Annotated in this window: 18 protein-coding genes; 16 read left to right on the plus strand and 2 right to left on the minus strand. The window is 71.5% G+C overall.

The window, feature by feature from the left end:
• Positions 1–78 precede the first annotated feature (78 nt).
• The 13 genes from HOP40_RS12025 to rplL all read left to right on the plus strand — a co-directional run bounded on the left by HOP40_RS12025 (position 79) and on the right by rplL (position 12,959).
• Positions 79–1,245, plus strand: a complete 1,167-nt coding sequence (locus tag HOP40_RS12025) for an ABC transporter ATP-binding protein (RefSeq protein WP_172157712.1) — start codon at positions 79–81, stop codon at positions 1,243–1,245.
• The gene (locus tag HOP40_RS12030) at positions 1,242–2,015 is read left to right on the plus strand and encodes an MlaE family ABC transporter permease (protein WP_172157714.1); all 774 of its coding nucleotides are present in this window, start codon (positions 1,242–1,244) and stop codon (positions 2,013–2,015) included. The genes HOP40_RS12025 and HOP40_RS12030 overlap by 4 nt, the downstream gene beginning before the upstream one ends.
• 1 nt (position 2,016) lies before the next feature.
• The gene (locus tag HOP40_RS12035; protein WP_172157717.1) at positions 2,017–2,856 is read left to right on the plus strand and encodes an MlaE family ABC transporter permease; all 840 of its coding nucleotides are present in this window, start codon (positions 2,017–2,019) and stop codon (positions 2,854–2,856) included.
• Positions 2,853–4,280 carry an MCE family protein gene (locus HOP40_RS12040; protein WP_172157719.1) on the plus strand — a complete coding sequence of 476 codons (1,428 nt, stop codon included), beginning with the start codon at positions 2,853–2,855 and terminating at the stop codon, positions 4,278–4,280. Before HOP40_RS12035 ends, HOP40_RS12040 begins: the two co-directional genes overlap by 4 nt.
• Positions 4,277–5,422 carry an MCE family protein gene (locus HOP40_RS12045; RefSeq protein WP_172157721.1) on the plus strand — a complete coding sequence of 382 codons (1,146 nt, stop codon included), beginning with the start codon at positions 4,277–4,279 and terminating at the stop codon, positions 5,420–5,422. Before HOP40_RS12040 ends, HOP40_RS12045 begins: the two co-directional genes overlap by 4 nt.
• Entirely contained in the window at positions 5,422–6,387 is a 966-nt protein-coding gene (locus HOP40_RS12050) for an MCE family protein (RefSeq protein WP_172157723.1), read from the plus strand. Before HOP40_RS12045 ends, HOP40_RS12050 begins: the two co-directional genes overlap by 1 nt.
• Positions 6,387–7,613, plus strand: a complete 1,227-nt coding sequence (locus HOP40_RS12055) for an MCE family protein (RefSeq protein ID WP_172157725.1) — start codon at positions 6,387–6,389, stop codon at positions 7,611–7,613. The genes HOP40_RS12050 and HOP40_RS12055 overlap by 1 nt, the downstream gene beginning before the upstream one ends.
• Complete coding sequence (locus tag HOP40_RS12060; protein ID WP_172157727.1) at positions 7,613–8,911, plus strand: MCE family protein; 1,299 nt, start codon at positions 7,613–7,615, stop codon at positions 8,909–8,911. Before HOP40_RS12055 ends, HOP40_RS12060 begins: the two co-directional genes overlap by 1 nt.
• The gene (locus HOP40_RS12065; RefSeq protein WP_172157729.1) at positions 8,908–10,143 is read left to right on the plus strand and encodes an MCE family protein; all 1,236 of its coding nucleotides are present in this window, start codon (positions 8,908–8,910) and stop codon (positions 10,141–10,143) included. Before HOP40_RS12060 ends, HOP40_RS12065 begins: the two co-directional genes overlap by 4 nt.
• Positions 10,144–10,167: 24 nt before the next feature.
• Positions 10,168–10,707: a hypothetical protein gene (locus HOP40_RS12070; RefSeq protein WP_172157731.1), complete on the plus strand. Its 540-nt coding sequence runs from the start codon at positions 10,168–10,170 to the stop codon at positions 10,705–10,707.
• Positions 10,708–10,739: 32 nt separating this feature from the next.
• Entirely contained in the window at positions 10,740–11,621 is an 882-nt protein-coding gene (locus HOP40_RS12075) for a nuclear transport factor 2 family protein (RefSeq protein ID WP_172157733.1), read from the plus strand.
• Positions 11,622–11,906: 285 nt separating this feature from the next.
• Positions 11,907–12,518, plus strand: coding sequence for a 50S ribosomal protein L10 (rplJ, locus tag HOP40_RS12080; RefSeq protein ID WP_172157735.1), 612 nt, complete (start codon positions 11,907–11,909; stop codon positions 12,516–12,518).
• 48 nt (positions 12,519–12,566) lie between these two features.
• Positions 12,567–12,959: a 50S ribosomal protein L7/L12 gene (rplL, locus tag HOP40_RS12085; protein WP_172157737.1), complete on the plus strand. Its 393-nt coding sequence runs from the start codon at positions 12,567–12,569 to the stop codon at positions 12,957–12,959.
• Positions 12,960–13,043: 84 nt separating this feature from the next.
• Here the strand turns inward: rplL and HOP40_RS12090 are convergent, their stop codons facing one another.
• Both HOP40_RS12090 and HOP40_RS12095 read right to left on the minus strand, forming a co-directional pair.
• Positions 13,044–14,714 carry a long-chain-fatty-acid--CoA ligase gene (locus HOP40_RS12090; protein WP_172157739.1) on the minus strand — a complete coding sequence of 557 codons (1,671 nt, stop codon included), beginning with the start codon at positions 14,712–14,714 and terminating at the stop codon, positions 13,044–13,046.
• Positions 14,711–15,679, minus strand: coding sequence for a cyclase family protein (locus HOP40_RS12095; protein ID WP_172157741.1), 969 nt, complete (start codon positions 15,677–15,679; stop codon positions 14,711–14,713). Before HOP40_RS12095 ends, HOP40_RS12090 begins: the two co-directional genes overlap by 4 nt.
• Positions 15,680–16,245: 566 nt before the next feature.
• Between HOP40_RS12095 and rpoB the strand changes: the two genes are divergently transcribed.
• The 3 genes from rpoB to HOP40_RS12110 all read left to right on the plus strand — a co-directional run bounded on the left by rpoB (position 16,246) and on the right by HOP40_RS12110 (position 24,975).
• A complete protein-coding gene (rpoB, locus tag HOP40_RS12100) occupies positions 16,246–19,761 on the plus strand; it encodes a DNA-directed RNA polymerase subunit beta (protein WP_420821800.1) in 3,516 nt (1,171 codons plus the stop codon).
• Positions 19,762–19,801: 40 nt separating this feature from the next.
• The gene (locus tag HOP40_RS12105; RefSeq protein WP_172157743.1) at positions 19,802–23,716 is read left to right on the plus strand and encodes a DNA-directed RNA polymerase subunit beta'; all 3,915 of its coding nucleotides are present in this window, start codon (positions 19,802–19,804) and stop codon (positions 23,714–23,716) included.
• A 320-nt stretch (positions 23,717–24,036) separates the two neighbouring features.
• Positions 24,037–24,975: a hypothetical protein gene (locus HOP40_RS12110; protein WP_172157745.1), complete on the plus strand. Its 939-nt coding sequence runs from the start codon at positions 24,037–24,039 to the stop codon at positions 24,973–24,975.
• Positions 24,976–25,007 lie beyond the last annotated feature (32 nt).

Genomic DNA, 25,007 nt, shown 5'->3' on the forward strand with positions numbered 1-25,007 from the left:
GGGGTGTTGTGGGCAGTCGGCCGCCCGCTCCCCGCTCGGCGGCCGTGATCAGCCCGGAACCACTGAGGAGGCGGCGCCGTGGCCGGTGTCGAGGTGAAGGTCGAGGGGCTCTCGAAGTCGTTCGGCCGCGCGAACATCTGGTCGGACGTCACGCTGACGCTGCCGCCCGGCGAGGTGTCGGTGCTCCTGGGTCCGTCGGGCACGGGCAAGTCGGTGTTCCTCAAGACCCTGATCGGGCTGCTGAAGCCGGAGAAGGGCTCGATCGTCATCAACGGCGTCGACCTCGTGCGCTGCTCGGAGTCGAAGCTCTACGAGATCCGCAAGCTGTTCGGGGTGCTGTTCCAGGACGGCGCGCTGTTCGGGTCGATGAACCTGTTCGACAACATCGCCTTCCCGCTGCGCGAGCACACGAAGAAGTCCGAGGCGCAGATCAAGGACATCGTCGCGGAGAAGATGGACCTGGTCGGGCTCACGGGCGACGAGCGGAAGCTGCCGGGCGAGATCTCCGGCGGCATGCGCAAGCGCGCCGGGCTGGCCCGCGCGCTGGTGCTCGACCCCGAGATCATCCTGTTCGACGAGCCGGACTCCGGCCTCGACCCCGTGCGCACCGCCTACCTCAACCAGCTGATCATCGACCTCAACGCGCAGACCGACGCCACGTTCCTCATCGTCACCCACGACATCAACACCGCGCAGACCGTCCCGGACAACATCGGGATGCTCTACCGCAAGCACCTGTCGATGTTCGGACCGCGCGAGGTGCTGCTGACCAGCGAGGAGCCGGTCGTCAGCCAGTTCCTCAACGGGCGCCGCCAGGGCCCGATCGGGATGTCGGAGGAGAAGGACACCGCGCAGGCGCAGCGCGAGATGGCCGAGGCGGGCGAGCTCGCCGGGCTTCCGGAGATGAAGCCGCAGCTCGAGGTCAGCCCGGGCATGCCCGAGCGCAAGGCCGTCGGCCGGCGCCGCGAGCGGGTCATGCAGATGCTGCACACGCTGCCCGCGGCCGCGCAGGAGGAGATCCGTCGCAGCTACGCGAACGAGCCGGTGCCGGTCATGGCCGGCGGCGCGCTCCCGGTGCGCAAGCAGGGTCTGCTCGGCGGTCCGGCCGGTCCCGCGGGCCCCGACGACACCGACGTCATCCGCCCCGGCGACGGGCCGCCCGCCTGGTTCGGCGGCCCCGGCAACGGCCCCGGCCCGCAGTCGCCTCCGCCGGGCCCCGGCCGGCACCGCGGGATGCGGCCGTGACCGCTCCGCTCACCCGGGCGCTGACCCCCGTCGGACGCCTGTTCTCCCTCGCCGCCGACGTGGTCGTCAGCGCCTTCAAGCCGCCGTTCCAGCTGCGCGAGTACATCGAGCAGACCTGGTTCGTCACGAAGGTCTCGGCGCTGCCCACGGCGCTGTTCACGATCCCGTTCGGGGCCACGATCGCCCTGCTGCTCGGGGAGCTGACCCGCCAGTTCGGCGCGCAGAGCCAGACCGGCGCCGGCAGCGTGCTGGCGATCGTGCAGCAGGCCGCGCCGATCGTCACCGCGCTGCTGATCTCCGGCGCGGGCGGGAGCGCGGTGTGCGCCGACCTCGGCGCCCGCACCATCCGCGAGGAGATCGCCGCGATGGAGGTGCTGGGCATCTCCCCGATCCAGCGGCTCGTCGTGCCGCGGGTGCTGGCGATGGCCACCACCGCGCTGGTCCTCAACGGCCTGGCCACCGTCGTCGGCGTCGCCGGCGGCTACTTCTTCAACGTGATCGTGCAGGGCGGCACGCCCGGCGCCTACATCGCGGCGTTCTCCTCGATCGCGCAGGTCAGCGACATCCTGGTGAGCGAGCTCAAGGCGGTGCTGTTCGGCTTCACGGCGGGGATCGTCGCGGCGTACCGCGGGCTCAACCCGCCCCCCGGCCCGAAGGGCGTCGGCGACGCGGTGAACCAGTCCGTCGTCATCTCCTTCGTCCTCGTGTTCTTCCTCAACCTGGTGCTGACGACGCTGTACCTGGACCTCGTCCCGCCGAAGGGGTCCTGAGATGGCGGCGATCGGCTCCCGGGCCCGCGGCCTCGTCCGCGGCCCGCTCGACCAGCTCGACGAGCTCGGCGACCAGCTCTCGCTCTACGGGCGGGCGGTCGGGTGGGTCCCGCGCACGCTGCGGCGCTACCGCCCGGAGATCGCGCGGCTGCTCGCCGAGGTCAGCTTCGGCTCCGGCGCGCTCATCGTCATCCTCGGCACGGCCGGCGTCATGCTGTCGCTGTCGCTGTTCGTCGGCTCGCTGGTCGGCCTGCAGGGCTTCCGCGCGCTCGACTCGCTCGGTGTCGAGGCCCTCACCGGCTTCATCACCGCCTACTTCAACACCCGCGACATCGCGCCGCTGGTGGCCGCCGCGGCCCTGACCGCCACGCTCGGCGCGGGCTTCACCGCGCAGCTGGGCGCCATGCGGATCTCCGAGGAGGTCGACGCGCTGGAGGTCATGGCGGTGCCCAGCGTGCCGTTCCTGGTCACCACCCGCGTGATCGCCGGGACGATCGCGATCATCCCGATCTACACGGTCGGCCTGCTGGCGAGCTTCATCTCCTCGCGGCTCAACGTCACGCTCATCAACGGCCTGCCCGGCGGCACGTACGACCACTACTTCGACCTGTTCCTGCCGGTCAGCGACGTCCTCTACTCCTACCTCAAGGTCATCGTCTTCGCGGTGGTGATCATCCTGATCCACTGCCACTACGGCTACTACGCCAAGGGCGGGCCTGCGGGCGTGGGCATCGCGGTGGGTCGCTCGGTCCGCCTGTCGATCGTCAGCACGGCGATCCTCGACTTCTTCCTCACCCTCGTGATCTACGGGACGGAGACCTCGGTGCGGGTGGCCGGATGATCGCGCGCAGACTCCGGGGCCTCGCCTTCGTCCTGGTCATCGCCACCCTGCTCGGGCTGGCCGTCGCGAAGTACACGGGCGCGTTCGAGCAGGGCGTCCCGGTCACGCTGCAGGTCGACCGCGCGGGCAACCAGCTCACCGAGCGCTCCGACGTCAAGATGCGCGGCCTGATCGTGGGCAGCGTCGAGACGATCAGCACCACCGGCGGCGGCGCCGACGTGGAGCTCACGATCCGGCCCGACATGGTCGACCTCATCCCCGCGGGCGTGTCCGCGCGGCTGCTGCCCAAGACGCTGTTCGGCGAGAAGTACGTGTCGCTGGTGGCGCCGGTGAACGGGGGCGGCGGCACGCCGATCGCGGCCGGGGACGTCATCCCGATGGACCGCAGCGAGACCGCGCGCGAGATCGACGCCGCGCTCGACGGGCTGCTGCCGCTGCTGCAGGCGGTGAACCCCGACGACCTCGCGACGACCCTCGGCGCGCTGTCGCAGGCGCTGTCCGGGCGCGGCGAGCGCCTCGGCGACACCCTCGTCCGGCTCCAGGAGCTCACCGGCGGCCTCCGCCCGGGCATCCCGGACCTGCAGGAGGACATCACCCAGTTCGCCGACTTCGCCGACAACCTCGAGTCCGCGGCGCCCGACCTGCTCGACGCGCTGGAGGACTTCTCGGTCACCAGCCGCACCGCCGTCGAGCAGCGCGACCAGCTGCGCGCCCTGATCGGCGGCGTCACGACGGCGTCGGACGACCTGCGCGGCTTCCTCGACCGCAACGGGGAGAACATCATCTCGCTGTCGGCGGCCTCGCGGCCGACGCTGGAGTCCCTGGCGCGCTACTCGCCGGAGTTCCCCTGCTTCTTCGAGCAGCTCAACGGGCTCGTCCCGCGCCTGGACGAGGTCTTCGGCGCGAGCCGCGGCCGCCCCGGCGTCTACGTGACCGCCGAGATCGTCAACAACAAGGGCAAGTACGTGCCGGACCAGGACGAGCCGGAGTACCTCGACGACCGCGGCCCGCGCTGCTACCCGATCCTGCCGCTGGGCCCGCAGGAGCCGCCGGACGGCCCGTTCTGCGACGGCTCGCTGGCCCCGCCCCCGCCCGCCGACTCCCCCCGGGGTGACGTCGACGCGCTCGGCGGCGACACGTTCGGCACCGGCGACGCCTCCTACACCTGCGAGGACGGCAGCTCCGCCCGCGGGGCGAACTCGTCCTTGGAAGCGCCACTGCTACCGGGGCTGCCGCTGCTCTCGGACCTGCCGATCGAGGCCATCGCCTACCAGGGCATGGGCCTGCCGAACTCGCCCGGCGAGCAGCGGCTCGTCGCCGAGCTGGTGGCCGCCCAGGACGGCGGCAGCCCCGCCGATGTCCCCGGCTGGGGCTCCCTGATGGTCGGCCCGCTCTACCGCGGGTCGGAGGTGACGCTGACGTGAGGAACCTGCCCCTCGCCCCGCTGCTCAAGTTCCTGGCCCTCGCGCTCGTCGTCGCGCTGGCCACGACGGTGCTGGGCGTGACCATCGCGAACGGCTCCGGCGGCGAGCGCACCAGCTACAGCGCGCGCTTCGACGACGCGGCCGGCCTGCTCGTCGGCGACGACGTGCGGATCGCCGGCGTCGTCGTCGGCAGCGTCGAGGACGTCGCGATCGTCGACCGCCGGTTCGCCGAGGTGCGCTTCTCGGTCGACAGCGCGCAGCGCATCCCGGCCTCGGTCGCGGCGTCGATCAACTACAAGAACCTGGTCGGCCAGCGCTTCCTCGGCCTGACGCAGGGCTCCGGCCCAACCGGTGAGGTGCTGGCGCCCGACGCCGTCATCCCGCTGGAGCGCACGCGCGGCCCGCTGAACCTGACCACGCTGTTCAACGGCTTCAAGCCGCTGTTCGCCGCGCTCGACGCCGACCAGGTCAACACGCTCTCCTTCGAGATCATCGAGGTGCTGCAGGGCCAGGGCGGCACGATCCGCAGCCTGCTGGCCAGCACCGCGTCGCTGACGAACGAGATCGCCGACCGCGACGAGGTCATCGGCCAGGTCATCGACAACCTCAACCTGGTGCTGGAGACGGTCAACCAGCGCGACGAGGAGCTGTCGACGCTGGTGGTCTCCCTGCAGGAGCTCGTCTCCGGGCTCTCGGAGGACCGCGAGCCGATCGGGCAGGCCCTGGAGTCGATCGGGGAGCTGACGGAGGTCACCGCCGGCTTCGTCGAGGAGGGCCGGCCCGCCCTGCGCGACGACATCGCCGCGCTCGGCGACCTGTCGGACAACCTGAACGCGAGCGAGCCGGCGCTGGAGAGCTTCCTGGTCAACTGGCCCGGCAAGCTCAACACGATCACCCGGGCCGGCAGCTACGGCAGCTGGTTCCAGTTCTACCTCTGCGGCCTGGGCGGCTCGGTCGGCCTCGCGCCGTACGTGCCGGCCTTCGAGCTGCAGGCCTACACGAACACGCAGGCGCGCTGCGGGGCCGATCCCGACGGCGGGGGGGAGGGCGACACGCGGGCACTGGGCGGACCGCTCCCGGCCCTGCCCGGCCCGCCCAGCTCGCCCGACCTGGCCGGACTGCCGCTCCTGGGAGGGAACTGATGCCCGCCACGCGCGGACCGGTGCCGGTCGCGGTCCTCGGCATCCTCGTGATCGTCGGGGTCCTCGTGGCGGCGTTCACCCTGCCCGCCGCGCTGACCCGCGGCGACGTCCACCGGGCCGAGTTCAGCGAGGCGGCCGGGCTCCAGTCCGGTGACCTCGTCACGATCGCCGGGGTCGAGGCGGGCCGCGTCGAGTCCGTCGAGCTCGCCGGCGACCGCGTCCTGGTCACCTTCGACGTCAAGGACGCCTGGGTGGGCGACCGCACGTCGGCCTCGATCGAGGTCAAGACGCTGCTGGGCGCGAAGTACCTCGCGCTCGACCCGCAGGGCGACGCCGACATGCCCGCCGACGGCGTCATCCCGCTCGACCGCACCGCGTCGCCGTTCGACGTGGTCGAGGCGTTCAACGGCCTGTCGAGCACCATCGACGGGCTCGACACCGCCCAGCTCGCCACCAGCCTCGAGACGCTGTCGGAGACGTTCTCCGGCACGGCGCCCGAGGTCCGCGGCGCGCTCGACGGCCTGTCCCGGCTCTCGCAGACCATCGCGAGCCGCGACGAGGAGATCCGCAGGCTGCTCGCCGGCACGCAGAACCTCTCCGGCGTGCTCGCCGACCGGGCGCCGGAGTTCGAGCGCCTGCTGTCCGACGGCAACCTGCTGCTCGCCGAGATCCAGCGCCGCAAGGACGCGATCAGCGCCCTGCTCGACGGCACGCGCGCCCTGTCGGTCCAGCTGCGCGGCCTCGTCGCCGACAACCAGGAGCAGCTCACGCCCACCCTGGAGGCGCTCGACGGCGTCGCGGAGATCCTGCAGCGCAACCGCGACAACCTCGACCTCGCGCTCGAGCGGCAGGCCGTGTTCACCCGCCTGTTCTCCAACGCCGTCGGCAACGGTCGCTGGTTCGACAACTACGTCTGCGGGCTCGTCTTCCCGCCGCTGGGCCCGATCAACGAAGGCGGCTGCTGATGGCGCTCACCGACACCGACCGGCGGCAGTTCCAGCTCGTCGGCCTCGTCGCGGTCATCGCGGTCCTGCTGGCCACGGCGGTCGTCGTCATCGCCCGCCCGCCGGGCCGCACGGTCGTCGCCTACTTCACCTCGGCCACCGCGGTGTTCGAGGACAACTCGGTGCGCGTGCTGGGCGTCGACGTCGGCTCGATCGACCGGGTCGTGCCGGAGGGCACGCGGGTCCGCGTCGAGATGACGATCGACGACCCCGACCTGGTCCTGCCCGCCGACGCCCGCGCGGTCGTCATCTCGCCGAGCCTGGTCACCGGCCGCTACGTCCAGCTCACCCCGACCTACTCCGGCGGGCCGGAGCTCGCCGACGGCGCCGTCATCCCGGTCGAGCGCACCGCGGTGCCGCTCGACGTCGACGACCTCGCCCGCACGGCCGTCGACCTCACCGAGGCGCTCGGGCCGAACGGCGTCAACCGCGAGGGCTCGCTCTCGCGCGTCCTCGACGTCGGCGCCGACAACCTGGGCGGCAACGGCCAGGCCCTCAACGACACGATCACCGACCTGGGCGAGCTGTCGGGCACGCTGGCCGACTCCCGCGAGGAGCTGTTCGGCACGGTCACCGAGCTGCAGCGGTTCGTCTCGGTGATCGCCGCGAACGACGCCGAGGTCCGCGAGTTCAACTCCCGCCTCGAGGACGTGTCCGCCTTCCTCGCCGACGAGCGCGGCGACCTCGGTGCGGCCCTGCAGGAGCTCTCGATCGCCCTCGGCGAGGTCGCGGTGTTCGTCCGCGACAACCGGGAGGTCCTGCAGTCCAACGTCGACCGCCTCACCGACGTCACCGCCGTGCTGGTCGACCAGCAGCGCGCGCTCGCCGAGACCCTCGACACCGCCCCGACGGCGCTGGGCAACCTGGCCAACGCCTACAACGCCTCGTCCGGCACGCTCGACACGCGGCTCAACATCAACGAGCTGACGCTGCCGCCGCTCGCGCTGATCTGCGAGCTGCTCGAGCGGGGGACGCCGGAGGCGCTGGCCGACCTGCCGGTCACGATCGGCACGGCGTGCGAGCAGCTCGGGCCGCTCGACCAGCTGCCGCTGCCGTCCGCGGCCGAGGTGATCACCTCGCTGCAGGCGGGCCAGCTGCCGCCGGTCCCCGGGCTGGCGCTGCCCACCGCGCCCGCCGTCCCGGCCGCGCCGCTCCCGAACACCGCCGCCCCCCTGGAGGGTGAGTGATGACCGCCCGGACGCTGCGGCTCGCCGCGCTGCTCACGGCCGTGACGCTGCTGACCAGCGGCTGCGGTCTGCTCACCGACGGTCTGCGCGGGGTCACCCTCCCCGGTGGCGCCGACCTCGGCGAGGCCCCGATGGAGGTGACGGCCGAGTTCAGCGACGTCGTCGACCTGGTGCCGCAGTCGCTGGTGATGGTCGACGACGTGCCGGTCGGCACCGTCACCGGCATCACCGTCAGCGACGACTGGACCGCGATGGTCACGATGCTGGTCAACGAGCGGGTGCAGCTGCCGTCCGACGCCACCGCCCGGGTGCGCACGACCAGCCTGCTGGGCGAGAAGTTCGTCGAGCTCGGCTCGCCGGACGACGGCGCGGGCTCCGGCTCGCTCGCGAACGGCGCGGTGATCCCGCTGGAGCGCTCCGGCCGGGCCGCCGAGGTCGAGGAGGTGCTCGGCGCGCTGTCGATGCTGCTCAACGGAGGTGGCGTCGCGCAGATCCGGACGATCGCGAACGAGCTGAACCTGGCGCTGGACGGCAACGAGCCGGAGATCCGGGCGCTGCTCGACGACGTCGACGCGCTCGTCGGCGCCCTCGACGAGCGCAAGGGCGAGATCACCCGCGCCCTCGACGAGGTCGACCGGCTGAGCACGACGCTGGCCGACCGCCGCGGGCAGATCGAGATCGCCCTCGACGACCTCGCGCCCGGGCTGCAGGAGCTGGAGGACCAGCGCTCGCAGCTCGTCGACATGCTCCAGGCGCTCGACCGGCTCTCGGTCGTCGGCACCGACGTGATCAACCGCAGCCGCGACGACGTGCTGGCCGACCTCGAGCTGCTGCGCCCGGTGCTGCAGAAGCTGGCGGAGTCCGGGGCCGACCTGCCCGAGTCGCTGCAGCTGCTGTTCACGCCGCCCTTCACCGACGCCGGCGAGGCCGCGTTCGCGGGCGACTACGCCAACCTCTACGTCACCGCCGACCTCGACCTCGGCTCCGTGCTGGAGAACCTGGTGCGGTCCAACCAGCCGCTGCTCGGCCCCGACAGCCCGCTCGCGGCGCTGCCGCCCACCGGCCAGCTGCTCGGTCCGCTGCTCGGCCCGACCGGCGCGCTGCAGGGCCTGCAGGAGTTCCCGCTGCTCGGCGACGTCCTCCCGGTCCTGCCGGGCCAGGTGCAGCCGCTGCCGGAGCGGGCACCGGAGGGCTCCACGCGGGCACCCGAGCCGGGGCAGCCCACACAGCTCGAGCAGCAGGAGGCCGAGCAGGACGGCGGCGGCCTCCTCGGCGGTCTCCTGGGAGGCGGACGATGATCACCCGGGCGACGAAGGTCCAGCTGGTGGCGTTCCTGCTGCTCACCGTCATCGGGGTCGGCTACACCGGCTTCCGGTACGCGGGCTTCGGCGACGTCTTCGGCACCACCACCTACCCCGTGACGATGCAGCTGGCCGACTCCGGCGGCATCTTCACCGGCGCCGACGTCACCTACCGCGGCGTCAGCGTCGGGCGGGTGGGGCCGCTGACGCTCAAGCCGCAGGGCGTGGACGTGCAGCTCGACCTGGAGCGCAGCGCGCCGGCGATCCCCGTCGACGTCGACGCCGCGGTCCGCAACCTCTCCGCGATCGGCGAGCAGTACGTCGACCTGCAGCCGGCGTCGGACGGCGGGCCGGAGCTCGCCGGCGGCTCGGTCATCCCCGTCGACCGGACCTCGACGCCGGTGCCGGTGGAGGACCTCGTCGTCGGCGTCGACGACCTCGCGCGCTCGGTCCCGCTGGAGTCGCTGCGCACGGTGGTGTCGGAGCTGGGCACCGCGTTCGAGGGCACCGCCGGGCCGCTGCAGAAGATCCTCGCCACCACCGACGCGTTCAGCCAGGACGCCGTCGAGGCGCTGCCGCAGACCCTCGACCTGCTCCGCGACGGCCGCACCGTGCTCACCACGCAGAACGAGACCGCCGGCTCCTTCCAGAACTTCAGCGCCGACCTGGCGCTGCTGGCCGAGCAGCTCCGCACCTCCGACCCGGACCTGCGGCGCCTGCTGGAGACCGCCCCCCAGGCGTCCGAGCAGATCACCGGGCTCCTGCGGGAGAGCGGGCCGGGCCTGTCGGTGCTGGTCTCGGACCTGCTCACGGTCGCGCGCGTCGCCGAGCCCCGGCAGGAGGCGCTGCGGCAGCTGCTCGTCACCTACCCGGCGTTCGCCTCCGTCGCGTACACGGTGGCGCCCGGCGACGGCACCGCCCACCTGGGCCTGGTCGTCAACGTGTTCGACCCGTTCCCGTGCACGCGGGGCTACGAGGGCACCGTCCGGCGCAGCGGCACCGACATCGCGGACACCCCCGCGAACCAGGACGCCTACTGCGCCGAACCCCCCGGTAGCCCCATCTCGGTCCGCGGAGCGCAGAATGCCCCGCGGGCGGAGACCCCGATGGCGCCGAAGGGTGCCCCGTCCGGGCCGCCCGCGGGCGGACTGCCGGCGGGATCGGCACCGGTCGGTTCGCCGACGCCCCTGAGCTCCCCGGCGCAGATCCTCACCGGCCTCCTCCCCTAGGCCGCGTTCCCCCTGGAGGGTGCGATGACCCAGCTCGACGAGCGCGACGCGGCCCCCGGGCCCGCCGCACCCCGCCGCGACCCGGTCCGGCTGCTGACGGTGCTGGTCGCCGTCGCGGCGCTGGCCGCCCTCGTGCTCGGGGTGCTGTGGGCGTTCACCGCCACCGACGACTCGCTGGAGCTCGCCCGCACGCGCGACGTCGTGCTCGTCGACGCCCGGCAGGCGGCCATCAACCTCAACACGCTCGACTCGGCCGACGTCGAGCCGGGCCTGGACCTGTGGGAGCAGTCCTCCACCGGCGGGCTGCTCGAGGAGTTCCGCGCCAACCGCGCCGAGTACGCCGGGCTCGTCACGCAGTCCGGGCGCAGCACGACGGCGTCGGTCGCGGACGCGGCGGTGGCCGAGCTGGACCTGCGGGCCGGCGTGGCGCGCGTCGTCGTCGGGGTGGACGTGCAGGTCGTGGTGCCCGACGAGGACCCGGTGCTGCTGCGGCAGCGCCTGCAGATCGAGATGACCCGCACCGAGCAGGGATGGAAGGCCAGCCGGGCCGACGTCGTCCGCTGACCACCCCCCGACCCGACCAGGAGGTGCGAGAGATGCCCGCACGCCGTCGTACGAGCCCCGGCCCCGCCACCCGCCGTCCCAAGGTCGCCGGCACGGCGGTGCCCGGCCGCCCGGAGACCGAGGGGGAGGGGCCGACCCTGACCGGGGTCCGCGCCGCCCGTCCCGCCGCCCCGGTGAAGCCGCGGGCGCGGACGCAGCCCGACCCCGCCGACCCCGCCGACCCCGCCGACCCCGCCGACCCCGCCGACCTCGTGACCGGGGAGCCCGAGCCCGACGACGCGACCGACGGGGACGCTCCGGTCGACCTGGAGAAGGCGACCCCCCGCGGGCGCCGCCGCCCGGCCCGTGACGAGGCGGAGGCCACCGAGTCCGCCGGGCGCCGGTCCTCCGGCCGTGGCCGCGCGCTGCTCGCCCGCCTGCGCACGGTGCCCGTGCTGGCCGCGGCGCTCGTCGTCCTCGTCGCGCTGGCGGCGTTCTCCGGGATCGCCGCGGCCTCGCTGCGCGGCACCCCGGCCGCGGCCAACACCGCGCTGACCGACCTCGCCGCCACCTCCGAGGTGAGCACCCAGCTCGGCGACGCGCTGGAGACGCTCTACTCCTACGACTTCACCCGCCTCGACGAGAACGAGCGGGCCGCCCGCGGCGTCATCACCGACGCGTTCACCCCGGAGTTCGACCGCCTGTTCGCGCAGGTCCGGGAGCTGGCACCGCAGCAGCAGGCCGTCGTCTCCGCCGTCGTGAACGTCTCGGCCGTGCAGCGCATCGACGGCGACACCGCCGTGCTCGTCGCCTTCATGGACCAGCAGGCGACGACCGCGGCCAGCGCCGAGCAGGTCGCGGCCGCGGGCCGGCTCACCGTCACCGGCGAGCGCGTCGACGGGCGCTGGCGGATCGCCGCGGTCGAGAGCCGCTGACCGGCGCCACCCCCGCGCCGGGCCGGGCGCGGGGGCGCGTACCCTCGTGGACGGTTCCACCGAAGACCGCAGGTCTGCGCCCGCCCGGGTCACCCCGGGAAGGCGCACGAAGGCCCCGCAGCAGCGGGCGACCCGCGCAGGAGGACGAGGTAGCTCCGGGCGCGAAGGCGCCCGCTCCGCCCCGTGCGCTCCTGCGCCGGGGCGTTCGTCGTCTCCAGGGCAGTCGTCGCCCCGCGGTCGGACCCGCAGATCCATCCGAAGACGACTACCCGAGAGGAGGCAGGAATGGCCCGATCCGACAAGGTCACGGCGGTCGAAGAGATCGCCAGCCGGTTCCGGGGCGCGTCCGCCTCGGTCGTCACCGAGTACCGCGGCCTCACCATGACCCAGCTGACCGCCCTGCGGCGCGCGCTGGGCCAGGACGCCACGTACCGCGTCGCCAAGAACACCCTGGTGAAGCGGGCCGCGGAGAACGCCGGTGTCGACGGCCTCGAGTCGATGCTCATCGGCCCGACCGCGATCGCGTTCGTCACCGGCGAGCCCTCCGAGGCCGCCAAGGCGCTGCGCGACTTCGCCAAGGACAACAAGGGCCTGGTCATCAAGGGCGGCTTCATGGACGGTCGCGCGCTGACCGTCGCCGAGGTCGCCCAGCTGGCCGACCTGGAGTCCCGCGAGGTCCTGCTGGCCAAGCTGGCCGGCGCGATGAAGGCCAACCTGTCCAAGGCCGCCGGTCTGTTCGCCGCTCCGGCGTCGCAGGTCGCCCGCCTGGCGCAGGCGCTCGCCGACAAGCGGGCCGAGTCCGAGGGTGCGGCTCCGGCCGCCGCCGAGGACGGTGCCGCCGACGCCGGCAGCACCGACGACAGCACCACCGAGGCCCCGGCCGACGCCGCGAGCTGAGCTCCACCCCCCCGTTCTGTGCTCCACCCCTGAGAAAGGACCGCCACCATGGCGAAGCTGTCCACCGACGAGCTGCTCGACGCCTTCAAGGACCTGACGCTGCTCGAGCTGTCGGAGTTCGTGAAGAAGTTCGAGGAGACCTTCGACGTCACCGCGGCCGCCCCGGTCGCCGTCGCCGCCGCCGGCCCCGCCGCCGGTGGTGCCGCCGCGCCCGCCGAGGAGGAGAAGGACGAGTTCAACGTCGTCCTCGACGCCGCCGGCGACAAGAAGATCCAGGTCATCAAGGTCGTCCGCGAGCTCGTCTCGGGCCTGGGCCTCAAGGAGGCCAAGGACCTCGTCGAGTCGGCCCCCAAGCCGATCCTCGAGGGTGTCGACAAGGCCGCGGCCGACGCCGCCAAGGCCAAGCTCGAGGACGCCGGCGCGAAGGTCAGCCTGAGCTGATCCCGCTCCACCCCCGCACGCCCGAACGGCCCTCCCGTCTTCCGACGGGAGGGCCGTTCGTCGTTGCGGTGACCCGGGTGGGCGTCAGCGGCCGCGCAGCTCCCGGCGCAGGAGCTTGCCGGTGACGGTCTTCGGGATCTCGTCGAGGAACTCGATCTGCCGCGGGTACTTGTAGGCGGCCATGCGCTGCTTGGTGAACGCGATGAGGTCCGCCTCGCTGACCTCCTTGCCCGGGCGCAGGCTGACGAACGCCTTGACGCTCTCGCCCCGGTACTCGTCGGGCACCCCCACCACGGCGGCCTCGCGCACCGCCTCGTGCTCGTAGAGCACGTCCTCGACCTCGCGGGGCCAGACCTTGTAGCCGCCCGCGTTGATCTGGTCCTTCTTGCGGTCGACGATGTAGAACCAGCCGTCGGCGTCCATGTACCCGACGTCGCCGGTGTGCAGCGAGCCGCCGGGCAGCGCCTTGGCGGTCTCCTCGGGCTTGTTCCAGTACCCGACGACGACCTGCGGCCCGGTGGTCACGAGCTCGCCGATCTCGCCGACGGGCAGGTCCTCGCCCTTGTCGTCGACGATCTGCACGACCGTGTCGTAGACGGGGACGCCGACCGACAGCGCGCCCGAGGCCTCGTCGACCGGGCCCTCGGTGCCGAACGGGGTGCCGTGGCTCGGGGACGTGGTCTCGGTGAGGCCGTAGACGTTGTGGATGTAGTGCCCGAACGCCGCCTTGAACGCCTTCACCGTGGACGGCGGGATGGGCGCCCCGCCGGACAGGATCTTGGTCAGCGACGCCAGCGCCTCCTTCTCCGCCGCGGGGGAGTTCATCAGCGCGATGAACACCGTGATCGACCCGACGGTGAAGGTGGCCCGCTCGTCGCGGACGGTCTCGATCGTGACGGCCGGGTCGAGGCGGTACATGAGCACCAGCGGCGCCCCGATCAGCAGCGAGATCGCGATGTGGGCGATCAGGCCGGTGATGTGGAACAGCGGCGCGACGCCGAGCACCACGTCGTCGCTGGTCAGGCCCACCCACTCGCGGTAGGTCTGGGCGTTGAAGACGACGTTGCGGTGGGTCGTCATCGCGCCCTTGGGCGGGCCGGTGGTGCCCGAGGTGTAGGTCAGGAACGCGATGTCGTCCGGCCCGAGGGACACCTCCGGCGGCGCCTGCCCGGCGAACCGCTCCAGCAGCCCCGCCATGTCGACGGTGCCCTCGCAGGCGATCCGCTCGACGCCGGAGAAGATCCGCGGGTCGTTGCGGGTCTGGTGCTCCAGCTCCGAGGTGGTGATCACGGTGCGGACCTCGGTGCCCGGCACCACCGACGCCGCGACGTCGCGGTGCAGGCTCTCCAGGCACACCAGCACGGTCGCCCCGGAGTCGGTGAGCAGCTCGGTGAGCTCGCGCTCCTTGTTCATCGGGTTGATCGACACGGCGATGCCGCCGGCCTTCCAGGTCCCGATCTGGGCGATGAGGAACTGCGGCACGTTCTGCAGGTAGACGGCCACGCGCTCGCCGGGGGAGAACCCGGCGTCGGTGATGCCGGCGGCGAACGCGTCGGTGAGCGCGTCGAGCTCGCGCAGGGTGATGCGGCCGTCGAAGTAGCGGATGATCTCGCCGTCGGGGTCGCGCGCGACGGCGGCCCGGAACATGTCCAGGGCGCTGTCGAACTCGACGGTGATCGACGACGGCTGGCCGGGCGCGTAGCGGGCCAGCCACGGCTTGGAGCCGTAGGTCGTGGAGTCGGCGGCGGCGGTCATCGGATGGCCACCGGGTTGACCGGGGCGCCGGTGCCGTTGACGACCTTCAGCGGCGCGGCGACGTAGAGGAAGCTCCACCTGCCGTCCATGGCGCAGGCGTCGGCGAGGTCGTCGAGCCAGGCGATCTCGGTGAGCGTGACGCCGAGGTTGCGCATCAGGGCGCAGTGCAGGGGGAGCGCGACGCCCGTCCCGGGCTCGTAGGTGACCTCGTTGGCGATGGTGTCGGTGACGAGGTTGGGGACCTCGCGGTCCTGGAACCACTGCACGAGCTCGCGGGAGTAGGTCAGGCCCGGCTCCTGGAAGCCCTCGTAGAACTTGGCCGGGTCGTTGAGCTCGTACCAGTACTTCATCCAGCCGGTGCGGACGCACAGCACGTCGTGCGGCTCGATGGTGACGCCCTGGGCCTGCGCGGCGGCCTCGAGGTCGGTGTGGTCGAACGTCTCGCCCTTGTCCAGCCACTGCTTGCCGCGGTGGCGCGCCATGTCGATCAGTACCCCGCGCCCGACGACGCCCTTCTCGGCGATGGGGAGCACCGAGGCCTTCTGCATCGCGTCGATGGTGGTCCGCGCGTCGTAGCCGTTCCAGAGCTGGCCGTCGTACCAGACGTGGCCCAGCGCGTCGTACTGCGTGGAGCCCTGCAGGAAGATGTGCGCGGTGTCGTCGGCGTAGTGCAGGCCCCCGGGGAACGCGGGGGCGCCCTCGCCGTCCCAGGTGCTCTCGTCGAGCTCGTTCTTGCGCTTGATCCCCTCGCGGCCGGGCCACAGCGGGTCGCCGGGCCCGTCGGTGCGCCCCATCTGGATCTGCAGGGTGAACGTCTCACCGGACTTCACGTGCTGGATGCCCCGGAGCACCTCGCCCGCGTCGAGGTAGTTCAGGGCGCCGAGCTCGTCGTCCGGTCCCCACTTGCCCCAGTTGGAGGGGGCGTCTGCACCGAGCAGATCGCGCATGTCGGGGGCGTCGGACATCGATGTCTCCTCGTTCGTCGACATAATCGTTGACGCTCGCGATCGTTGTGTCGGCGATCACGCGCTGTCAAGGCGGGGCGTCGCCCGTCCTGACCGTCGTCCGACCACGGAGCGCGACGGGAGCGGGTGCCACCGCCGACCGTCGACACAACGGGGTGAACCCTCGGGATGAACGGTCGCCATCTGCGCGGATGCTCGTTGAACCACCGTCCATCCCGCGGAACAGACCACTTACCGACGCGTAGAGTCTTGACTCGGTGCGCCTGTCAGGTCACTCTTAGGTCTCGATGGTTGCCTTGGTGACCCGTCTCGACAGCGGCTGCGTTTGCAGCTAGACTGCCTCTTTGCGCTGCCTCCGTCCAGCTTCGCGCGCGCATCGAGGACTCCGCCCGGGAGAACGAGCTCCGGTGGGAACCACTTCGACTGCTCGCGAAGGTGGTCGGCGGCCGCGCCCTGACAACAGACGGTGTGCCCAGGACCATCCCGCTCCTACCGGATGAACGAGACGGTAGCGCGAGGAACCCGGGGCCCGCCAGATGAAGAGCGCAGTTCCGGAAGGACGCATCTTGGCATCGCCGCACGCCACCAAGACCCCCGCGACCACCTCGGACCACATGGCCCTCCCCGGAGCCCCCACCCGGGTCTCCTTCGCGAAGATCCGCGAGCCCCTCCGGGTGCCCGATCTGCTCGACCTGCAGACGCAGTCGTTCGAGTGGCTCGTCGGCGACGAGGCGTGGTTCCAGCGGCGGATCGATGCCGGTGACGAGAACCCGGTGGGCGGTCTCGAGGAGATCCTCACCGAGATCTCGCCCATCGAGGACTTCTCCGGGTCGATGTCCCTGTCCTTCTCCGACCCCCGCTTCGACGAAGTGAAGGCGTCGGAGGAGGAGTGCAAGGACAAGGACATGACGTACGCGGCTCCGCTGTTCGTCACCGCGGAGTTCACGAACAACACCACCGGTGAGATCAAGAGCCAGACGGTCTTCATGGGCGACTTCCCCGTGATGACGTCGAAGGGCACCTTCATCATCAACGGCACCGAGCGTGTCGTGGTGTCCCAGCTCGTCCGGTCGCCGGGTGTCTACTTCGACCACAACATCGACAAGACGACCGAGAAGGACGTCTACTCGGTCAAGGTCATCCCCAGCCGCGGTGCGTGGCTGGAGTTCGACGTCGACAAGCGCGACACCGTCGGCGTCCGCATCGACCGCAAGCGCCGCCAGCCGGTCACCGTGCTCCTCAAGGCGCTCGGCTGGGACGCCGAGCAGATCTCGAAGCGCTTCGGCTTCTCCGAGACGATGCTCGCCACCCTGGAGAAGGACCACACGGCCGGCCAGGACGAGGCGCTGCTCGACATCTACCGCAAGCTGCGCCCCGGCGAGCCCCCCACCCGCGAGAGCGCGCAGACGCTCCTGGAGAACCTGTTCTTCAAGGACAAGCGCTACGACCTCGCCAAGGTGGGCCGCTACAAGGTCAACAAGAAGCTCGGTCTCACGACGCCGAACCCGATCGGCACGCTGACCGAGGAGGACATCGCCACCACCATCGAGTACCTCGTCCGGCTGCACGCCGGCGACACCTCGATGGTCTCCGGCGCGGTCGAGGGCGAGGAGGGCTCGGGGATCGAGATCCCCGTCGAGACCGACGACATCGACCACTTCGGCAACCGCCGCCTGCGCACCGTGGGCGAGCTGATCCAGAACCAGATCCGGGTCGGCCTCTCGCGCATGGAGCGCGTCGTCCGCGAGCGGATGACCACGCAGGACGTCGAGGCGATCACGCCGCAGACCCTGATCAACATCCGTCCCGTCGTGGCGGCGATCAAGGAGTTCTTCGGCACGTCGCAGCTGTCGCAGTTCATGGACCAGACCAACCCCCTCGCGGGCCTGACGCACAAGCGTCGCCTGTCCGCGCTGGGCCCGGGTGGTCTGTCCCGCGAGCGCGCCGGCTTCGAGGTGCGCGACGTGCACCCCAGCCACTACGGCCGCATGTGCCCGATCGAGACGCCGGAGGGCCCGAACATCGGCCTGATCGGGTCGCTGTCGAGCTTCGCGCAGGTCAACCCGTTCGGCTTCATCCAGTCGCCGTACCGCAAGGTCGAGAACGGCCGCGCGGGCGACCAGATCGACTACCTGACGGCCGACGAGGAGGACCGCTTCGTCATCGCGCAGGCCAACGAGCCGCTCGATGAGGACGGCAACTTCGTGGGCAGCCGCGTGCTGGTGCGCCGCAAGGGCGGCGAGGTCGACTACATCTCCCCGGCCGGCGTCGACTACATCGACGTCTCCCCGCGGCAGATGGTGTCGGTCGCCACGGCGATGATCCCGTTCCTCGAGCACGACGACGCCAACCGCGCCCTGATGGGCGCCAACATGCAGCGCCAGTCGGTGCCGCTGCTCCGCTCCGACTCGCCGCTGGTGGGCACGGGCATGGAGCTGCGCGCCGCGGTCGACGCGGGCGACGTGGTCGTGGCCGAGAAGGCCGGCGTCGTCGAGGAGCTGTGCGCCGACTTCATCACGGTGATGGCCGACGACGGCACCCGCCGCACGTACCGGCTGCACAAGTTCCGCCGCAGCAACCAGGGCACGTGCACCAACCAGAAGCCGATCGTGGTCGAGGGTGCGCGCGTCGAGGTCGGGCAGGTGCTGGCCGACGGCCCGTGCACCGAGAACGGCGAGATGGCCCTGGGCAAGAACCTGCTCGTGGCGATCATGCCGTGGGAGGGCCACAACTACGAGGACGCGATCATCCTCTCGCAGCGCCTGGTGCAGGACGACGTGCTCACGTCGATCCACATCGAGGAGCACGAGATCGACGCCCGCGACACCAAGCTGGGCGCCGAGGAGATCACCCGGGACATCCCGAACGTCTCCGAGGAGGTCCTGGCCGACCTCGACGAGCGCGGCATCATCCGGATCGGTGCCGAGGTCCAGCCCGGCGACATCCTGGTCGGCAAGGTCACGCCCAAGGGCGAGACCGAGCTGACCCCGGAGGAGCGCCTGCTCCGCGCGATCTTCGGCGAGAAGGCGCGCGAGGTCCGCGACACCTCGCTCAAGGTGCCCCACGGCGAGACCGGCAAGGTCATCGGCATCCGGGTCTTCTCCCGCGACGACGAGGACGAGCTGGCGCCCGGCGTCAACGAGCTGGTCCGCGTCTACGTGGCCCAGAAGCGCAAGATCCAGGACGGCGACAAGCTCGCCGGCCGCCACGGCAACAAGGGCGTCATCGGCAAGATCCTCCCCGCCGAGGACATGCCCTTCCTGCCCGACGGCACCCCGATCGACATCATCCTGAACACGCACGGCGTGCCGCGACGGATGAACATCGGCCAGGTCCTGGAGACCCACCTCGGGTGGATCGCCAAGACCGGGTGGGACATCGAGGGCAAGCCCGAGTGGGCCAAGCAGCTCCCCGAGAGCCTCTACGAGGCCCCGGCCGGCACGAAGACCGCCACCCCGGTCTTCGACGGCGCCAAGGAGCACGAGATCACGGGCCTGCTCGGATCCACGCTGCCCAACCGCGACGGCGAGCGGATGGTCGGGCCCGACGGCAAGGCCACGCTGATGGACGGCCGGTCCGGGGAGCCCTTCCCGTTCCCGGTGGCCGTCGGCTACATGTACATCCTCAAGCTGCTGCACCTGGTGGACGACAAGATCCACGCCCGTTCCACCGGCCCGTACTCGATGATCACGCAGCAGCCCCTCGGTGGTAAGGCGCAGTTCGGTGGCCAGCGCTTCGGTGAGATGGAGTGCTGGGCGATGCAGGCCTACGGGGCGGCGTACACGCTCCAGGAGCTGCTGACGATCAAGTCGGACGACGTCGCGGGCCGCGTCAAGGTCTACGAGGCGATCGTCAAGGGCGAGAACATCCCCGAGCCGGGAATCCCCGAGTCGTTCAAGGTGCTGCTCAAGGAGCTCCAGTCGCTCTGCCTGAACGTCGAGGTGCTCTCCAGCGACGGCCAGGCGATCGAGATGCGCGACACCGACGACGAGGACCTCGAGCGGGCCGCGGCGAACCTGGGCATCAACCTGTCCAGCCGCCCCGGGTCCGAGTCGATGACCGTCGACGACGTCGTCAACTGACCGCCCGAGCCAGATACACAAGAAGGAACTGAGGCGAATAGTGCTCGACGTCAACTTCTTCGACGAACTGCGCATCGGCCTGGCCACGGCCGAGGACATCCGTCAGTGGTCGCATGGTGAGGTCAAGAAGCCCGAGACGATCAACTACCGCACCCTCAAGCCGGAGAAGGACGGACTCTTCTGCGAGAAGATCTTCGGCCCGACCCGCGACTGGGAGTGCTACTGCGGCAAGTACAAGCGCGTCCGGTTCAAGGGCATCATCTGCGAGCGCTGCGGCGTGGAGGTCACGCGCGCCAAGGTGCGTCGTGAGCGGATGGGGCACATCGAGCTGGCCGCCCCGGTCACGCACATCTGGTACTTCAAGGGTGTGCCGAGCCGCCTGGGCTACCTGCTCGACCTGGCGCCCAAGGACCTCGAGAAGATCATCTACTTCGCGGCCTACGTGATCACGTCGGTCAACAAGGAGCTCCGCCACAACGACCTGTCCACGCTCGAGACCGAGATGAGCGTGGAGCGCAAGCGGGTCGAGAACCGGCGCGACACCGATCTCGAGGAGCGGGCCCAGAAGCTCGAGGCCGACCTGGCCGAGCTCGAGGCCGAGGGCGCGAAGGGCGACGTCCGCCGCAAGGTCAAGGACGGTGGCGAGCGCGAGATGCGCCAGCTCCGCGACCGCGCCCAGCGCGAGCTGGACCGGCTCGACGAGATCTGGACCGCGTTCACCAAGCTCGACGTGCAGCAGCTCATCGCCGACGAGTCGATCTACCGGGAGCTCTACGACCGGTACGGCGACTACTTCACCGGCGCCATGGGCGCCGAGGCGATCCAGACGCTGCTGCAGAACTTCGACATCCCGGCCGAGGCCGAGAACCTGCGGGAGACCATCCGCAGCGGCAAGGGGCAGAAGAAGCTCCGCGCCCTCAAGCGCCTCAAGGTCGTCGCGGCGTTCCAGACCACCGGCAACTCGCCGATGGGCATGGTGCTCGACTGCGTCCCGGTCATCCCGCCGGACCTGCGCCCGATGGTGCAGCTCGACGGTGGCCGCTTCGCCACGAGCGACCTGAACGACCTGTACCGCCGGGTCATCAACCGCAACAACCGCCTCAAGCGACTGATCGACCTCGGCGCGCCCGAGATCATCGTCAACAACGAGAAGCGGATGCTGCAGGAGGCCGTCGACGCGCTGTTCGACAACGGCCGCCGCGGCCGGCCGGTGACGGGCCCGGGCAACCGGCCGCTCAAGTCGCTGTCCGACCTGCTCAAGGGCAAGCAGGGCCGGTTCCGCCAGAACCTGCTCGGCAAGCGCGTCGACTACTCGGGCCGTTCGGTCATCGTCGTCGGCCCGCAGCTCAAGCTGCACCAGTGCGGTCTGCCCAAGCAGATGGCCCTGGAGCTGTTCAAGCCGTTCGTCATGAAGCGGCTGGTCGACCTCAACCACGCGCAGAACATCAAGTCCGCGAAGCGCATGGTCGAGCGCGGCCGCTCGCAGGTGTGGGACGTGCTCGAGGAGGTCATCTCCGAGCACCCGGTGCTGCTCAACCGCGCACCGACCCTGCACCGCCTCGGCATCCAGGCCTTCGAGCCGCAGCTGGTGGAGGGCAAGGCCATCCAGCTGCACCCGCTGGTCTGCGAGGCGTTCAACGCCGACTTCGACGGTGACCAGATGGCGGTCCACCTGCCGCTGTCGGCCGAGGCGCAGTCCGAGGCCCGCGTGCTGATGCTGTCGTCGAACAACATCCTGTCGCCGGCGTCCGGGCGTCCACTCGCCATGCCGCGACTCGACATGGTCACGGGCATCTACCACCTGAGCCGGCTGCGCGAGGGCGCCCACGGCGAGGGCGGGATCTACTCCTCGGTCGCCGAGGCGATCATGGCGTACGACCGCAAGGTGCTCCACCTGCAGGCGCCGATGAAGATCCGCCTGCACGGGGTCACCCCGCCGGCCGCGGTCGCGGAGTCCATCGGCTGGTCCGAGGGCGACCCGTGGCTGGCCGACACGACCCTGGGCCGGGTGCTGTTCAACGAGCTGCTGCCGGCGGACTACCCGTACGTCAACGAGATCCTGCCGAAGAAGCGCCAGGCGATGATCATCAACGATCTGGCCGAGCGCTACTCGATGACCGAGGTCGCGCAGTGCCTCGACCGGCTCAAGGACGCGGGCTTCTACTGGGCCACGCGCTCCGGGGTCACGATGGCCGTCTCCGACGTCATCGTGCCGCCGAACAAGCAGGAGATCCTGGACGGCTACGAGGTCAAGGCCGAGCAGGTCAACAAGCGCTACCTGCGCGGGGCCCTGTCCCACCAGGAGCGCAACGACGAGATGGTCAAGATCTGGACCCAGGCGTCCGAAGAGGTCGCCCGGGCCATGGAGGCCAACTTCCCCGAGGACAACCCGATCCCGACGATCGTCAAGTCGGGCGCGGCGGGCAACATGACCCAGGTCCGGCAGCTCGCCGGTATGCGTGGTCTGGTGGCCAACCCCAAGGGCGAGTACATCCCCCGTCCGATCAAGGCCAACTTCCGTGAGGGCCTGTCGGTGCTGGAGTACTTCATCTCCACGCACGGCACCCGCAAGGGCCTCGCCGACACGGCGCTGCGCACCGCCGACTCGGGCTACCTGACCCGTCGTCTGGTGGACGTGTCGCAGGACGTCATCGTCCGCGAGGTCGACTGCGGCACCGAGCGGGGCGTCACGATGGCCGTCACGGAGGAGACCTCCGACGGCCGCCTGATCCCGCACCGCTACCTGCGCACCAGCGTCTACGCCCGCACCGCGGGCGAGGACGCGATCGGCGCCGACGGCCAGGTCGTGGTCCGCCGCGGCGAGGACCTCGGCGACCCGGCGCTCGACGCGATCGTCGCGGCCGGCGTCAAGACGATCAAGGTGCGCAGCCCGCTCACCTGCACGTCGGCCACCGGCATCTGCGGCATGTGCTACGGCCGCTCGATGGCCACCGGCAAGCTGGTGGACGTCGGCGAGGCGGTCGGCATCGTCGCGGCGCAGTCGATCGGTGAGCCCGGCACCCAGCTGACGATGCGCACGTTCCACACCGGTGGTGTGGCGGGCGACGACATCACGACGGGTCTGCCGCGCGTCCAGGAGCTCTTCGAGGCCCGCGTCCCGAAGGGCAAGGCGCCCATCGCCGACGTCGACGGCCGCATCTCCATCGAGGACGGCGAGCGCTTCTGGAAGATCACCCTCACGCCGGACGACGGCGGCGAGGAGATCGTCTACGAGAAGCTGTCGAAGCGGCAGTGGCTCGCGATGACCACGGTCGACGGCCAGGAGCGTCCGCTGGCCGACGGCGACCACGTGCACGTGGGCCAGCTGCTCCTCGAGGGCACGGCCGACCCGCACGAGGTGCTGCGCGTCATGGGCCCGCGCGAGGTGCAGCTGCACCTGGTGCGTGAGGTGCAGAAGGTGTACCGCACGCAGAGCGTGGACATCCACGACAAGCACATCGAGGTCATCGTCCGGCAGATGCTGCGCCGGGTCACGATCATCGACTCGGGGGCCACGGAGTTCCTGCCCGGCGCACTCGCCGAGCGGGCCGACTTCGAGACCCAGAACCGGCGCGTCGTGGCCGAGGGCAACGAGCCCGCGTCCGGCCGCCCGGTCCTGATGGGGATCACGAAGGCCTCGCTGGCCACGGAGTCGTGGCTGTCCGCGGCCTCGTTCCAGGAGACCACCCGGATCCTCACCGATGCCGCGATCAACGGGAAGCGCGACAAGCTCGTCGGGCTCAAGGAGAACGTGATCATCGGCAAGCTGATCCCGGCCGGTACGGGCATCGCCCGCTACCGCGACATCCAGGTCCAGCCCACGGAGGAGGCCCGCGCGGCCGCCTACGCGCTGCCGAGCTACGACGACGGCTACTACAGCCCCGACGTGTTCGGCACGGGCACGGGTGCCGCCGTGCCGCTGGACGACTACGACTTCGGCCGCGACTACCGCTAGGTAGCTGCGACGTCCCCGCCCGCCGAGCGGGCGGGGACGAGCCGAGGGGTCCCGGACGGGGCCGGACACCGCTCTCCCGTGGCGGTGTCCGGCCCCGTCCGCCGTTTCCGCCCCCCACCCACGCACCCCCCACCCTCTCCACCCCCCCCCCTTCCCACCCCCTCTTCTGCACCTCCTTCCCGCGCGAACGGCACTTTCGCCCAACCTTGCTGGGCGAGAGTGCCGTTCGTGCGTGGCGGGGTTGTCCACATGGGGGCCCGCGCATCCACAGCTCCGCAGCTCGTCCCGCCGCGGGCCCCTCCCGGCCGCACCATCGGTGGGTGCCCCGCCTCGACGAGATCCCGCAGCTGTGCGGCGCGACGGTCGTGCGCGCCGTCGACCTGGTGGCGCTCGGCGTCCCCCGCAGCACCATCAGCCACCGCTGCCGCGCGGGTGGGCCGTGGCAGCTGCTGCTGCCGGGCATCCTGCTGCTGCACAACGGACCGGTCACCCGGGCCGACCGCCGGCAGGCGGCGCTGATCCACGGCGGGCCCGGGGCCGTGCTCACCGGCGCCGACGCGCTCGAGCTGCACGGGATGGAGCGCATGCCGCGCCCGTCGGGCCCGGTCCACCTGCTCGTGGCCGCCGACGTCCGCCGCGCCGGGTCCGGGCGGGTGCTCGCCGAGCGCACCGACCGGCTGCCCGTTCCCGCGCCCGGTCGCTGGGCCCTCGCGCACGAGGCCCGCGCGGTCCTCGACTTCGCCCGGCGCAGCCGCAACCGCACCGAGGTGCGGGCGGCGGTCGCCGAGGTGGTGCAGCGCGGGCGGTGCACCCCGGCGGACCTCAACACCGAGCTCGCGGCGGGAAACGGGCGGGGGAGCGCGCTGCCCCGGGAGGTCCTGCGCGAGGTCGGCGACGGGGTGCGCTCCGCGGCCGAGGCGCAGGCCCGGGCGGTGCTGCGGCGCTCGGGCCTGCCGGCCCCGATCTGGAACGCGGAGCTGTACGACCGGGTCGGCCGGCTCGTCGCCGTGCCCGACGCCTGGTTCGACGACGTCGGCATGGCCTGGGAGATCGACTCGCTCGAGTGGCACCTCGGTCCGGCCGACTACGCCCGCACCCTGGACCGGCGCGCGGCGATGATGGCGGAGGGCGTGGTCGTCGTCCACCACCTGCCGAGCGCGCTGAAGAACCCCGTCACGGTGCTGCACGACCTCGTGGCCAACCACGCGCACGCGTGCCGGCGCCCGCGGCCGCCGCTGCTGGCTCTGCCCCCCAGGTGAACGGCACTCCCGCCCAACCACGTTGGGCGAGA

The organism is Pseudonocardia broussonetiae, from assembly GCF_013155125.1.
Taxonomy (GTDB): Bacteria; Actinomycetota; Actinomycetes; order Mycobacteriales; family Pseudonocardiaceae; genus Pseudonocardia; species Pseudonocardia broussonetiae.

Coding starts and splice junctions, on each gene's coding strand:
- HOP40_RS12070 (WP_172157731.1), top strand. CDS start 10,168: ATGACCCAGCTCGACGAGCGCGACGCGGCCCCCGGGCCCGCCGCACCC.
- HOP40_RS12065 (WP_172157729.1), top strand. CDS start 8,908: ATGATCACCCGGGCGACGAAGGTCCAGCTGGTGGCGTTCCTGCTGCTC.
- rplJ (WP_172157735.1), top strand. CDS start 11,907: ATGGCCCGATCCGACAAGGTCACGGCGGTCGAAGAGATCGCCAGCCGG.
- HOP40_RS12075 (WP_172157733.1), top strand. CDS start 10,740: ATGCCCGCACGCCGTCGTACGAGCCCCGGCCCCGCCACCCGCCGTCCC.
- HOP40_RS12055 (WP_172157725.1), top strand. CDS start 6,387: ATGGCGCTCACCGACACCGACCGGCGGCAGTTCCAGCTCGTCGGCCTC.
- HOP40_RS12060 (WP_172157727.1), top strand. CDS start 7,613: ATGACCGCCCGGACGCTGCGGCTCGCCGCGCTGCTCACGGCCGTGACG.
- rplL (WP_172157737.1), top strand. CDS start 12,567: ATGGCGAAGCTGTCCACCGACGAGCTGCTCGACGCCTTCAAGGACCTG.
- HOP40_RS12050 (WP_172157723.1), top strand. CDS start 5,422: ATGCCCGCCACGCGCGGACCGGTGCCGGTCGCGGTCCTCGGCATCCTC.
- HOP40_RS12095 (WP_172157741.1), bottom strand. CDS start 15,679: ATGTCCGACGCCCCCGACATGCGCGATCTGCTCGGTGCAGACGCCCCC.
- HOP40_RS12040 (WP_172157719.1), top strand. CDS start 2,853: ATGATCGCGCGCAGACTCCGGGGCCTCGCCTTCGTCCTGGTCATCGCC.
- HOP40_RS12035 (WP_172157717.1), top strand. CDS start 2,017: ATGGCGGCGATCGGCTCCCGGGCCCGCGGCCTCGTCCGCGGCCCGCTC.
- HOP40_RS12090 (WP_172157739.1), bottom strand. CDS start 14,714: ATGACCGCCGCCGCCGACTCCACGACCTACGGCTCCAAGCCGTGGCTG.